Here is a 14504-nt window from a genome sequence, read left to right as displayed (position 1 = left end):
AAACAAACAGCTTAAATAAATTCCAGTTCCTTGAGTTTTCCTAAAAACTCAAAAACTGATTTTTCACATTCTTCTTCAGAAACCTCATATTCAGTAAGAAGCTTTTTGATAATATCATCCACTGAAACCTCTTCCTGAATCATGTCCCATATATCATTTCCGGATCCTTTGATCATAAAATATTTTCCGGACTCAAAATCAATCATTACCTTTTCCCCTGAAAGATCTGTAACATTCAATTTCTTTTTAAGCTGAACCCTTTCACTTCTCTCCATTTTCATCGCCTTAGTACGCTCCCTTTCTTGTAATTAAAACCTTTATTGTCTTCAATATTATTTTAAAATCCAATAACAAACTCCAATTATCGATATAATTAAGATCAAACTCCACTACCTTATCGAAACTTGTTATGTCATTTCTCCCATTTACCTGCCACATTCCGGTTATTCCCGGTTTTATACTTATTCGTCTCCATTGTGATCTCCTGTACTGTGAGACTTCATCAACAGTCGGAGGTCTTGTGCCCACAATGCTCATTTCACCTTTAAGTACATTAAAAAATTGTGGAAGTTCATCAATACTGGTTTTACGGATAAATCTTCCGACCTTTGTAACTCTTGGATCATCTTTTAAAACGAACATACCTCCATCCATTTCATTCTTATCCAAAAGTTCCTTTTTCATATTTTCAGCATTTTCACACATACTTCTGAATTTATAGATACTGAAATTCCTACCGCTCTGTCCGACTCTAACCTGTTTAAAAAGAACAGGTCCCGGTGAATCCAGCTTGATCGCTATTGCTGTAATAATCATAATTGGTGAAGTAAGTATTATTCCTACAACACTTATAACTATATCTACTGCCCTCTTTACAAATTGCTCATAAGTATTAAGTGTAACCGTATGATATGTGATTAATGGATATGTACCCACCGAGCTCACATAGCTGTTTGGCCGGCTTAAGAGCTGGCCCCCCTGAACATCCATGATTACCTTAACAGTGACTCCCATTTCAAGGCATATATCTATATATTGCTGAATACTTTCAAGATTATCGTTTTCATGTAGCATGAAGTATATGTTATCAAGCTCATACTTGCGGATTATGTTTTCCAGATCCGAAAGATTTCCAAGTACATTGAATACCTTCTGTTCAAGAGTTCCTCTCTTAAGAATGTATCCTACATTATCAAGCTTCATGCTGGTTTTGTTCAAATAGTAATTGAACCTCTCATACTCCTCAAAAACGCCTACAAAGGCAGATCTTGGAGCCTGCTTGTCTGATGTCGACATCTGCGCAAATCTGCTGACAAGCATATTCAGACAGATAGCCACATACATCATCAGAAGAAAATGCAAATGAAATCTCCTGGCACCGAGGCCCGGATTATATAAATACATAAAAACGATAGTTGTAATTGACGCTATAAGCCAAGATTTACTAAGAAGTTTCCAAAAACGATCCAAGTAAAAGAAAAGTGTTACATTGTATATTCTGGCTTCTTTATTTGCCAGAATATATACCACTCCAAAAACAATAACAAGTGCAAAGCACTTAAGGTAAGTTGTTTCCCTTAGATAATTCCCATATAAAGCCTTTTCAATAGCATAGACAAAATACACGAGTAGGATGTCTACTATCATTTGGGCAACATTCGTATTAGCCCCTCTGTTACTACGATTCATTACCTTTAACCTTTATCAAACATCTCCATGAAGTGAAGAATCTTCTCCTCCACATTTCCACCCTTAACTTCGTAAGGCTGAAAATTATAAGACCTTGCTTTTTCTATATAATTTGCCAGTTCATCTATATCAGTACAGCTAAGTACCGATCCCTTATTAGAGAAAGCCTCAGCTATCTGAGTCTGATGATCATCAACATGTTCCCCGAACTTTGCCAGTCTCGGAACAACTATTACCGGTTTATCTGCTTTAATACCTGTTATTATTGTCCCAACTCCTGCATGAGTTATCAGCATGCTGCAATTCTTAATGTTATCATCATACTCATTTGTATCCATGAATTCTGAATACCTGCAGTTCTTAGGCTTATAAGTTGATGAGCCAATCTGAAGATAAAATTCCTCCTTCACTGCTCTACTGCCTGCAAGCTCATCAACGGCCTTCACTAATCTGTTCATCTGAAATTTTTGCGTTCCAAGTGTTACAAAAATCAAGATCTTTGCCTCCTAGATGCAATCTATCAGAACATTTCGCCTCCAAGCATTGATTTAGGATAGCTCTCAAGCATATCTTCCCACTGAACCATGAAAAGATCCGCCATATTGTAAACAAGCCTTCCTGTCAATGATGGATTATTCACTCTTGCAAAGGATTCTATGTAGATAACCTTGATCCCCATCAGCTTACCTATAACACAGAACGGATATGCAATCAGTGCCCCGGTTGTTATAACAAAATCAGGTTTCTCCTTAAGCAGTATCTGTGTTGCTCTTATAAACAGCCAGATAAACTTTGGAAAGAAAAGTACTTGCTTCCTGTCCATTTTGGGCAGCAGGTATTTCTTTTCACAGAAATTCTTAAGCTCAAAATCACTTTTCTCAGTGATCAGAAAGCTGTCATACTTTTTTTCAATACCCTTAAGCTTGGATATCTCTTCGAGATGTCCGCCTGAAGATGCAACAAACGCTACTTTGTTCTTGCCATTCATTTAGTTTTTCCCCCTCATATTGCATGAATTATTTATAGTTTCTTTATGGTAAATTTATAATTCTAACAATATTGTTACAAATATACACCTTCCACAATAAAAAAATCTATCAAATTAGTAAGAAATAATTTTTTTCGACTTTTTAGACAAATCTCAGACCATAGATTTTAGATGAATTAGTGCAATTTGTATAGTAATTTGTAAATAACAAAAAGCCGGAAAACGCAATATTTCAAAATGTTTTCCGACTTCAAAGTGAATTAAAATTCTTATGTTGATATCGATAGGTAGGTGGTGCCGAACATTTCATTTCTTAAATAAATCTTAATAAATAGATTCTATCATCAAGTTTATTTAATTAAAATTGGCAATTCTATCAAATTTGAAATATTATTTTCTATGATTTTGTCAGTTATGTAATTAAATTTCACGCAAAGGGTCACTTATCCCCCAGAAACTACTTACCAGCTGTTTAGTATTATATTTTGCTTTGTCCAACAAATGTCCAACACAAACTCTAAAGAAATATATAAAAAAATAAAGCATAGGTCTTCAACCTATGCTTTATTTTTAGTAGCGAGAGGGGGATTCGAACCCTCGACACCGCGGGTATGAACCGCGTGCTCTAGCCAACTGAGCTATCTCGCCATATTATGATGTTTATTTGTTTCGGTCTCTCGCCGGCCGACTTGATTAGTATATATCGACATGCATTTTATGTCAACAACTTTTTTAAAATTTTTTTCAAAATTTTTTTAGAAAATTTTTAATGTTTTTTTCCTATAGTTTTTTATCTTTTTGTATGCAATTTATTGACATGTAATGATTGTAATTTTACCATTAAATAGAACACAAATAATTGATTAATCGTTGGGAAATGCTTTAATACACAGATTTCTAAGCAAACTGTAAGGATATACTAACTATGGTAAATGTCGCTTCAGTTCTATCCTCAAATATAGTCGGTTTCCTACTTATGACGGTACTTCTTTTTAGCAGGGGCTGGCGTATACAGACCAAGAATTCCGAGAGTTTGATTATATTGATAATGATTCTCTCTGTCATCGTGGGTTGTTTCGTAGATCCGATAGCATTCTATTCTGATGGTAAGCCCGGGAAACTCCCATATTTCCTAGTACATGGTTCAAATACTATTCTTTTTAGCTTAAATGTGATAATCGGTCCTGCATACATCATACTGATAGTGCGTCACATTCATGAAAAATTAAGCCAAAAGCAGGTGCTATTGGTTGCCACTCTCTGCATCTCAGAGTCAATTATTCTGATAACTAATATATTCACACCTATTATTTATTATGTCGATGAGAATAATGTATATCACAGATTGTTCTTATATTGGTTCTATGTTGTGGTTGAGTTGTTCTTCTTATTATATGGTCTTTTTGTATATGTTTCTGCGAGAAGAAAAGGCCATTATTTAAGATTTTTTCCTGCATGGCAGTTTATTTTCCCGATTCTGGCCGGAATGTTTATCCAATCATTTTGTTACGGTACATCTCTAATATGGCCCTGTGTAGGTGTTGCAATTTGCTGCATTACAGTTTCACTGCAAAATGAAAGCATATATTGTGATAAGCTGACCGGAGCCTTTAACCGTTTTTATATACCCGAATTGGAAAAATCCATGTCGAAAGGCGATGGCAGATTTGGCGCTTTGATGCTTGATATGAATGGTTTCAAACAGATAAACGACCAATACTCTCACTCAGACGGTGACAGAGCCCTTATAGCCATGGCAGAAATACTGGCCGGTGTAGTCGGTGATAACGGCGTTATAATTCGTTTTGCCGGTGATGAATTTATAATTATCCTGAATGCCTATTCACCGGAATATGTTCAAACAATAAAAGAATCTATTCTTAAGGCAATCGATGATTTCAATGCTTCAAAAAAGCTCCCCTTTGAAATCTCAGCCTCCATTGGTGGCTCCATTTTCAATGCAAAAAATGACAGTGAGGAATCATTTATTCGCAAGATTGATGAGCTGATGTATGAGGATAAAGCAAAATACTACGCCAATCATAATCGCAGAACCCATTAAGATATTTTAATATTTAACTCTACCACCTGATAAATCTTGCTTTTAACACACAATATCATTATGATAAAAATTGAGCCGAAAGGTCATATGTGATAATTTATCACAGGGCTTTTCGGCTTTACTATTTTATAAGGCGAGGAATATTACTATGAGCTATGAATTAAATGAAAAAAGATTTCTTGATGAACTTGAAAAGGAGCTGGCAATTGATTCCGTGACAGGTCAGTATCATGAACTTCAGGATTATCTTGTTAAAGAGATTGAGGATCTTGGATTCAAAACTACCACCCTGCATAAAGGTGGCATAATTGCTGACATCGGAGGCGAAGGCAATCCGCTTCTTATCACTGCACACGGTGATACCATAGGCATGATGGTCCGTCATATAAATGACGATGGAACTATCAAAGTATGCAAGGTTGGTGGTCTCTATGCATACCATACTGAGCGTGAAAATGTCCGCGTCCACACCCGCAGCGGCAAGGTTTTCACAGGTTGCGTGCAAAGAAAAAATGCTTCAGTACATGTAACCGAAAATGAACTCAATGAAGAAGTAGCAAATTTTGATACAAATTCTTTTGTGGTACTCGATGAAGACGTTTCATCTGCTGATGATGTAAGAAAGCTCGGAATTGATATTGGCGACTATGTAGCAATTGAACCCAGATTTACATATTCAAACGGTTACATTAAATCTCATTATATTGATGACAAAGCTCTGGTAGCAGTTCTTATGGAATTACTTGCAGACGTTAAAGAAGGGAAAATAACGCTCAATCGTAAAGTATATCTCTATATCTCATTCTATGAAGAAATCGGTCACGGCGGATCCTTCATTCCTGATGATGTAAAAGATTTCCTTGCAATAGACATTGCCTGCATCGGTCCTGAGCAGACAAGCTCAGAGCACAAGGTTTCTGTATTCTGCAAGGACAGCCGTTTCCCTTATAATCTTGATATGACCAGAGAACTTGAGGAGGCAGGAAAAAAAGCAGGTGCTGACTATGTGCCCGACATCTTCACTCCTCACTATGGAACCGATGCTGATCCCGCACTTGTAGCAGGTTATGATATCAGACATGCTGCCATAGGCCCCGGCACAAGAGCAAGCCATGGTTACGAGAGAACTCACATTGATGGAATCAAAAACACATATAAACTTCTGGCTCAATATGTAAGTGAGTAATTCATTGATTCAAAATACTAATTGTAAACAGACTCGACCAGGTTCGAAAGAGCCTTGTCGAGTCTGTTCAAACATATTATTATAATTTATTCACTCTTCAAAATCATGATCTATCCATTTTCTTCCATTGGAAAGACCCGAAATTCGGTTGCCATATTTTAGCACATCCTTCTTGACACTTTCCGGAATTTCAACCGACTTAAAGATATCTTTCATATTGATATCAGGCATGAACATTTTCCAGGGTTTGAACGGATCAAAGCCATTAAAGAAGTTGTTACCTGATGCTGTATCCTTTTTATCCGATGTCGAATCCGCATTAAATATATCAAAAATATTATAGGCTGAATTATTCTCCATCCCGGCAGGAATTGTGCCTGCTGTAAAGCTGTTTGTCTTTTCAACATGTTCGCACTTTATGTCGATAAGCTTTTTCCCTTCTAGGACAGGAACCAGATTGTATGCATCACCTGCAAGTCTCTCGCGGGTAATGCGGTAGATATCAAGTTTTCCATTGGCATTTATCGGAATATCATCAACTATCATAAATTGTGTTGGCAGATTTTTAGGCTCAATCTTTTTATCTTTCACATAGACATCCTTGAAAGCTTTAAGTATGTTATTAACAGCATCTTCTCCCTTCTTTGCCGGAACTACATATAATACCGGCACGGTGTCATGAATTCTCTTATCCATAACCGGAACTACTGCGCATCTGTCAATTGCCTTGTGCTCAGCCATATTCATATCCACTAAGCCCGAATCGAACTCTTTTCCGCTGTTATTGACAAAGTACTTATCTGCTCTTCCGGCAAAGGAAATGCTACCGTCCTCATTTACACGAACAAGATCATGCGTACATAAAAAGTCCTTGCCATCAATCTCTGTATACTCAAAAAGCTTAACATTATCGAGTTCATTTTCACAATGCCCCTGTGAAAGCCTATACAGCACTCCAGTACGTGGACCATCCTCGACTTTATAAAACTCTCCGTCTTTTTCATCTTTTATACGTACTTCTTCACTGTTTTCAACATATCCCAGAATATCTTCTTTATTCTCTTTCGGAGCAAAAATCGGCTTTCCTCCGGTCTCAGAAGCACCATATGCTGATGTAATACTGTATTTAAATCCATGTTTTCTGAAAAATTCAGTATACTTTTCCATCTTTTCAGGAGAGACATATCCTCCTGACATTCCAACTACCTTCAGTGACGAGAAGTCCACATCATCGATATCCGTTCGGTCAAGCCACTTGTCCACCATGAATCCCGTTGTCATAAGGACACTTACATTGTAATAGTCTATAGCTCGTATAAACTTAGGATGCATGAATCCAAAGTATGTGACAATAATCTTTTCACCAGCAGCAAAACCTGAACATAGCTGCGCGGAAAGAGCCATTACAGAACTAAAATCAAACAGTTGAAGAATAGTAATAGGCTTTCCATCATCTTTTCCCTCGATAAACGAACGAAAGCCCTTAGGTATCACAGACACGCCTTCATTAAAGGCCTTATCAGTAAATGGTAATGGTTTTCTTGTTCCCATGGTTGTACCGGAGGTATGCGCAATAAATGCCACTCTGTCCCCTTCAGACTCATCAAGCTTTATATTCTCATCCTGATATTTCTCCAAAAGGTCATTCATGAAAACTGCACCATTTGTGCGCCTTAGCATATGATAATTAAGCTCATTGTAGGTCAGTTCTGCAGGCCCTACTGTAGGTCCGCCCATTAGAGAATGCATATAGATCACATTACGGATTCCAAATTCTTCTTTTATCTTTTCAATTTCATCTCTGATTTCCGGAGTCACCATGATATCAGCTATTATAATATCTGTGATTTTTTCTTTCTCGATCATGGTTTTCCACATTCCCCCGGGCAGGAAATCAGGATATGAAAAAAGCGAAACCTCAGCACCTGTCATATTAAGGCCAAACAATGCAAAAACAGTTTCAGCAGAAATCACACCGCAAAGTGCTGTTCTTGAATTGTTTTCCGCGCAGATATCCAGTGCAGAGTATACCCTTGCATAGTTCTCCCATTCCTCAAACATCTGCTCATAGGTGTATTCTCTGGTACAGTCCACTAAAGCAGCACGCAAAAGTATCTTCTCATCATATGCAGTCCTCTCTTTGATACTTTTCCATACCTTCATGTTATTGAATTCGCCGGATGCTATCCGTTTAATGTTTTCTGCTCTCTTATTATCCATTGCCGAATCATTTTTTCGGCTGTCACGTCTTATATCAGCCTGCTGTTCAAACCATGCAAGCATCTTATCAGTCACTTCAAGACTCCTTGGATGCTCAGGGTTTGTAATAGGAAAAATATGCTGAAGCTCTTCATTTCCCAAATAAACAAGCTTTGAAGTTCTACCGCGCTTCTTCAATGCCTGATTAAATTTAATGGAGTAGTTATTAAATGTATCTCCGCAGCTCGTTATAAGAAATGCAGGCGGAAGGTTCTGAATTATTTCAGGATGCTCAATATTCATGTATTTGAGGAATTTCTCATCATTACGCCTATCCCCATATATCAACTCCTGAAGAGTCTTATTGGTATAAAACATTCCGGATATATAGCCAACAGCAGCATATACCATTCTTGAAGGCTTATGTCCAATGGCATTTTGCAGTTTTTCAGAGCCATGCATCGCAGTGACATACGCCGCAAGATAAGCACCTGCACTGTCAGCCACCATGAAAATTCTGCTAAAATCCACATCATAATCAACCAGCATTTGGCCGACTCTATCGAGTCCTGCACATACATCATCAAGCTGCTCACAGAGAATAGCCTTTGGTACAAGTCTGTATTCCAGTGAAAACACGAGGTAACCCTTATGCGCAAGCAACCGGCAATAAGGTCTTTCAAGGCTTCTGTCACCCATAAAAAGGCCGCCTCCGTGAATTGCAATAATAACGGGAAGCTCTTTGCCACCATCATCCTTTGGTTTGAAAATATCCATAGCAAGAGCAACTTCATCCCTGTTTACATATGCCACGTTAAGAGTTTCCTCAACATCATCATATATAAGAGGTTCTTTTGCCCCGAACATAGCCATGCTCTTTTGCAGGTCCATACTCTGTAAGCGTTCGAGCATTGCTCTGGTAATTTCTCTTTTCACTTTTCTTCCGAAACTATCATTTTTATTCATAGAGAGCCCTCCTGGAAAATCATTTCTTCTGTTCAGGTATGGAACCCAGAACAAAATCAAGCACCTTCTGAAGTTTTTCAAGATTCTCAGGAGACATATCCATCTGCATCAGCTTTTTTAAAAGTTCAGGAGGGATAGTAATGCTTCCAAGCTTAAACCCTTCCTGCTGCCCCGCAGCCACTTCGGAAGCTTCCTGCACACCACCTGTATTAGCCTCACCATTCATTTTCATCACGTTCATTAAGCCCTGTAAAAACTGCATCTGCATCATAGACATATTCTGCATAAACTGCATTTGCATCATAAAGGACTGCTGTATTCCCTTCATGGGATTCATCATATTCATAGGATTCATCATATTCATAGGATTCATCATATTCATGGGGTTCATCATGTTCGTGGGATTCATCATGTTCATGGGATTCATAAAATTCATGGGATTCATCATGTTCATAGGATTTGCCATGTTCATGGAATTCATCATGTTCATGGGATTTGCCATATTCATACCTGATGAATTTGATCCGGTATCATTTACTTCCATGAAACAGTTTTTACCATTTTGATCATTGCCAAAGAAATCAAACATGCTATTTTCTCCTCGTCTAAAATGTACCGACACGATTAGTTCGTAATCCTGCCCGGTCTAAAATAATTGATGTCACTTATCCGTTAAACAGCTCGTACAGGTTAAATGCTGATCTTCCCTCCATTCCCTCCGGAAGTGTACCTGCTGTTATGCTTATCGCTTTTGGATCATGCTTTGTCTCAATATCAATCAGCTTATCACCATCTCTTACAGGAACTATGTCATAGGCATCTCCCTTGAGTCTTTCCCGGGTAATCCTGTAAATATCTATTTTTCCATTAGCATTACAGGGTATATCATCTACCAGGATAAACTGAGTCGGTAATACACTTTTCTTAATCAGGTCTTCCTCGATAAAAGCATGCATCAGAGCTTTTCTTACCATTCCTGCTGCGTTCCTGCAGTTCTTTTCCGGAACAATATATAAAACCGGAACAGTATCATGTATGCGCTTGTCAAGCACCGGTACAATGGCGCTCATCTCAACACCTTTGAACCTTGAAATTGCAGTCTCAACTATACCTGCATCAAAATGAACTCCGTCATTGTTTACAAAAAATCTGTCCGCACGACCTGCATAGGATACACTGCCATTTTCATTGACCCTGACAAGATCGTTTGAACACAAGAAGTTTCTGCCATCTATCACCGTATATTTAAAAAGTTCCTCACCATCCAGAACATTCATACAAAGGGAATCTGAAGCAATGTACATCACCCCTGTCCTTACCCCATCATCTACAGTGTAGAATTTATTATCATCCACATCCTTGAACCTGAAATTCTCTTTCGGCTTTGGAAATCCCAATATATCTTCCATAGAGCCCTCTGGTACCGAAAGCTGAGCGCCACCGGTTTCCGACATACCGTATCCTCTCTCGATATTGCCGTAGTAGCCATGCTTTCTCAAAAACTTATAATATTTCTTCAGCTTATCTACTGGCAGATAAGATCCACCACATGAAAAAATTCTAAGGGATGAAAAAGCATTACTCTTCAGATCAGGTTGTCTTATCCAGTTATCTACCATAAAGCCTGACGTAAATAGCACATTGATCTTGTAATAATCAACAGCCCTTACAAACTTGGGATGCATGAAACCAAAAAATGTCAGCACTATACAATCAGCGACCGCAAAGGTTGAGTTGACGACTCCACACATGCACAGATATGAGCTGAAATCAAAACTGGGAATTAGTCTGTACTGTTCGATACCCTTAGTATCTCCTCCCATCACATGAAAGCCCATCCCGAAATTCGATGAAGTTATATTCACGGATTTTTCGGTATAAGGAAGTGGTTTCCTTGTTCCCTTGGTTGTACCGGATGTGTGTGTAATAATAGCTAAATGATCCGGATTCCCTGTTCCATACTTAATCGGATTTAACGGATAACTCTTAAGTAGATCCTCCATGAATACAGTACCGGGAGTTCTCTTTAGCCTGTGATAATTGACTTCGTTATAAGTAAGCTCAGCCGGTCCGACACAAGGTCCTCCAAGTTTTGAATGCAGTAATATAATATTTCTTACACCCATCTCATCCTTAACGGCTTCTATCTCAGGCCACATTTCCGGTGAAATCATGATATCTGAAAGTATCAGATCTGTGATCTTTTCTTTTTCCACCATGGTTTTCCACTGTCCATGCGGCAGAAAATCGGGATATGAAAGCATCGATACGCTGGCTCCCGTCATATTAAGTCCATAAAATGCAAAGAGCGGTTCAGCTGATATCGTCCCTGCAATGCCCACACGAGAAGCATTTTCCTCTGTAATATCGAGAGCGGAAAATACTCTTGCATATCTTTCCCACTCTGCAAACATCTGCTTATATGTGTACTTTCTCGTGCAGTCTATAATAGCCGTCCTAAGAAGCAGTTCAGGATTCCATGAAACTTTTTCTATCAGGTAACTGTATATACTCTGCTCATTTATGCTTCCATCTTCTAGTCTTTTATTTATTTGCTTAAGTCTGTCTTCGTTCATTCTAAAACCTTATATTACTCACCTTTTTTATTAGTTTTCGCGGTAGAAGTTTTTGTAGTTTTTGCTCTCGTTGATGTTTTAACCGGAGTCTTCTTTGTTTTAGTCTCTTTCTTTGCCTCCTCTTTGGGTATTTCCGAATCATCTGATGTTGTCACACTATCAGAGATATCAACCTTATCTTCTTTAGCTTCTGTCTCCTTCTCCTGCGATGCATCATCAGAGTTATCCGCAGAATATGTGCCTTCAGTCATATTCTTCATTGCCTCATAGAACCGGTTTGTCATCTTTAAATTTTCTTCGTACATTTTCTGCATTGCATCAATGGAAATCTGATTCATTCTTGTCATGTATCCCATCATCTCTTCCATCTGCTTTAGCATCATAGGTCCCATATTCTGAGTCATATTCATTGTTTTACCCTGGAAAAATGGCATCATGTTCAGATATCCCTGCATCATATTTTGAAAAGCAGGCATCATATTCTGACACCCGGGCATCATGCTCTGGAATCCCTGCATCATGTTCTGCCAATTCGACATCATATTTTGGAAATTCGGCATCATGTTCTGGAAATTCGGCATCATGTTCTGGAAATTCGGCATCATGTTCTGGAAATTCGGCATCATGTTCTGTGCTCCCGGCATCATGTTTTGGAAGCCTTGCATCATGTTCTGGAAGTCAGGCATCATTCCCGGGAATAATGGCATACCGCACTGCGAACCTCCCATCTTACCCATCATGTTATTCATCATCTGCATTCCCATCCGATTCATGCTGTTAAAACTTTCAAATGCTTTTTTTGCTGAACTCATATTGGTATTTTCCTGCCTTTCTTCATTTTCGTTGAACGATACTTTACTAAACGGGATAGAACTCTTCATTTCTTTCGAGATATTATCAAATACTTCTTTTATCATGTCCGCTTTGCCTTCTTTATAAGGCTTTAACTTAAAATCAGTGATATGCTTAAATTTTTTCACATTGTCGACTGTGAAAACTTCACCCTCTACTTCGCCTCTCCCAATTTTATATAAATCTATCTTTCCATTTCCGTTTCTTGGAAGGCTCTCAGTGATCATAACCCTGAAGGGGATGTAGTCTTCGGGAAGCGTCTTTTCAACCACAAAGACCTGCCTCAAAGCATTTTTGATAGTATCTTTTGCATCCATCTCTCCCCTAAGGGTTTGCACACAAAGCATTGGCATATTGTCATGTAGCGTCTTGACATATATCGGAACCACGCAGCAGTTTTCAATGCCGGACTGCCTTGCTATCTCTGTTTCCACTCGCCCGGATTCATATTTTCTTCCCTCATCATTTATAAAGTACCGGTTGGCTCTCCCAAGAAAAGTTACTTTTCCATCATCGTCAATCCTCACAAAATCGTTTGTACAAATATACGGTCTGTCATCTATATACTCTGCTTTAAGTATCTCTTTATCATTGATCCTGGTTGTTGCAACAAACGGTGCCCAAAGGTACATCACGCCCTCTGAAGATCTGCTCTCTTCCGGAAGGAACCGGTCTTTTTCCTCATCATAGAGCCTTATGCTTACACCCGGAAGCGGATATCCTATAGACTCATCATCAAGATCCGGTAACGAGAGACAGCACGCTCCACAAAGCTCTGAGATTCCATATCCGTTTAGAATTGTGATATCTCCAGCACCATGCTCCTGTAAAAATTTGTAAAACCTTTTCTTGTCGGCCGCTGATACTGATGATCCACCAATAGCCACAAACTCTAGACTTGAGAAATCAAGCCCCTTACTTTCTGGCATTTTCATCCATCTCTCAAACATCGCACTTATCGTAAACAGAAAAGATATCTTATACTTGGGAATAGCTTTATAGAACCATGGATTCAGAACTCCACAGGGCACCATAACAACAGCAGCTCCCATGGCAAAAGGAAGATGAACCTGATCCACTATCCCATATGCATTGCTAAGATCAACTATGACAGCCGTAACCAGATCTCCCTCGGGAAGCTTTAGATTTTCCATCTCAAAGAAACTTGATACAGCAGCGTTAAAAGCAAAGTCTGAAAGAACGATTGGCTTACCCACACCGTTTGTGGTCCCCGATGTGTGCAGAATAAAAGCCTCATTATCACTGTCTTCCAAGTCATAGCTAACAGTTGTGTTTCCATAAGCCGCAAGAAGCTCATCCATACATATAGGAGCAAAACATCCCTTTATCTGCATATATTTCATTTCCTGCGCAACAGATATAAAAGAATTGACCGTAACTCCACTTATAGGAGTATGCAGTATGATTACATTATTTATTCCAAGTTCATTCCTGTGGATCAAAAGATCATTTATGAGATTGACCTGAGCTAAATCATCTGTGATTATGAAGTCAGTAAGCATCTCACTTTTTATGGTGTCCATTATCTTATGTGGGAAGAAAGCATTATAAGATGGCACAATTGAAACAGATGCCCCTGTCATATCAAGGCCATATACAGCAAAAATTACTTCCGCACTTGTTGTTCCCAAAATGCCAACTCTTGATTTATTGGCTTTAGTCATGCCCAGATGAGAAAACACTGCAGCATAACGCTCCCACTCTCTGAACATCTGTCCATACGTATACGTTAAATCTCCATCATATATCGCCACAATGCTCAGATTCTTAAGCGAAATCCCATTCACATCCCGGATAAATTTCCAGGCTTTCTGATTTCTGTTTACTCCGCGCCTCGCTTCAATTGATGAATTCATATATGCCTCGCTCAACTCTCTATCCCCCACATAAATTAAATTATATCTACTGTAATTTTATTACACGAGTTAATCAAATTGTGTTAACATGCAAATATTTAATATATTT

The 14504-nt window shown here is 38.6% G+C and carries 10 protein-coding genes and 1 tRNA gene; 2 read left to right on the top strand and 9 right to left on the bottom strand.

What is annotated here, in order from left to right:
- Positions 1–11 precede the first annotated feature (11 nt).
- The 5 genes from T501_RS04875 to T501_RS04855 form a co-directional block, all read right to left on the bottom strand.
- Positions 12–281 carry a PqqD family peptide modification chaperone gene (locus T501_RS04875; RefSeq protein WP_442856341.1) on the bottom strand — a complete coding sequence of 90 codons (270 nt, stop codon included), beginning with the start codon at positions 279–281 and terminating at the stop codon, positions 12–14.
- A 4-nt stretch (positions 282–285) separates the two neighbouring features.
- On the bottom strand, positions 286–1689 hold the full coding sequence (locus T501_RS04870) for a sugar transferase (RefSeq protein WP_044913632.1): 1404 nt from the start codon (positions 1687–1689) through the stop codon (positions 286–288).
- A gap of 5 nt (positions 1690–1694) precedes the next feature.
- Complete coding sequence (gene pssE, locus T501_RS04865) at positions 1695–2183, bottom strand: PssE/Cps14G family polysaccharide biosynthesis glycosyltransferase (protein ID WP_026509712.1); 489 nt, start codon at positions 2181–2183, stop codon at positions 1695–1697.
- A 26-nt stretch (positions 2184–2209) separates the two neighbouring features.
- Positions 2210–2677, bottom strand: coding sequence for a PssD/Cps14F family polysaccharide biosynthesis glycosyltransferase (gene pssD, locus T501_RS04860; protein WP_026509711.1), 468 nt, complete (start codon positions 2675–2677; stop codon positions 2210–2212).
- 574 nt (positions 2678–3251) lie between these two features.
- Positions 3252–3325 (bottom strand) — tRNA-Met (locus T501_RS04855).
- 385 nt (positions 3326–3710) lie between these two features.
- On the opposite strand from T501_RS04855, the gene T501_RS04850 reads away from it, so the two are divergent.
- Together T501_RS04850 and T501_RS04845 are read left to right on the top strand one after the other, a co-directional pair.
- Positions 3711–4739 carry a GGDEF domain-containing protein gene (locus T501_RS04850; protein ID WP_197027917.1) on the top strand — a complete coding sequence of 343 codons (1029 nt, stop codon included), beginning with the start codon at positions 3711–3713 and terminating at the stop codon, positions 4737–4739.
- Between the two features lie 148 nt (positions 4740–4887).
- A complete protein-coding gene (locus T501_RS04845; RefSeq protein ID WP_044913629.1) occupies positions 4888–5925 on the top strand; it encodes a M42 family metallopeptidase in 1038 nt (345 codons plus the stop codon).
- Between the two features lie 90 nt (positions 5926–6015).
- Here T501_RS04845 and T501_RS04840 read toward each other — a convergent pair whose 3' ends face one another.
- The 4 genes from T501_RS04840 to T501_RS04825 form a co-directional block, all read right to left on the bottom strand.
- Entirely contained in the window at positions 6016–9090 is a 3075-nt protein-coding gene (locus T501_RS04840; protein ID WP_044913628.1) for an AMP-binding protein, read from the bottom strand.
- 19 nt (positions 9091–9109) lie between these two features.
- Positions 9110–9679 carry a hypothetical protein gene (locus T501_RS04835; protein WP_044913627.1) on the bottom strand — a complete coding sequence of 190 codons (570 nt, stop codon included), beginning with the start codon at positions 9677–9679 and terminating at the stop codon, positions 9110–9112.
- A gap of 76 nt (positions 9680–9755) precedes the next feature.
- Complete coding sequence (locus tag T501_RS04830) at positions 9756–11666, bottom strand: AMP-binding protein (protein ID WP_044913626.1); 1911 nt, start codon at positions 11664–11666, stop codon at positions 9756–9758.
- Between the two features lie 14 nt (positions 11667–11680).
- Complete coding sequence (locus tag T501_RS04825) at positions 11681–14395, bottom strand: class I adenylate-forming enzyme family protein (protein WP_155994788.1); 2715 nt, start codon at positions 14393–14395, stop codon at positions 11681–11683.
- Positions 14396–14504: the final 109 nt, after the last annotated feature.

It is taken from the genome of Butyrivibrio sp. WCE2006, from assembly GCF_000701985.1.
Classification (GTDB): domain Bacteria; phylum Bacillota; class Clostridia; order Lachnospirales; family Lachnospiraceae; genus Butyrivibrio.
This window is presented reverse-complemented; position numbering and strand designations above follow the sequence as displayed.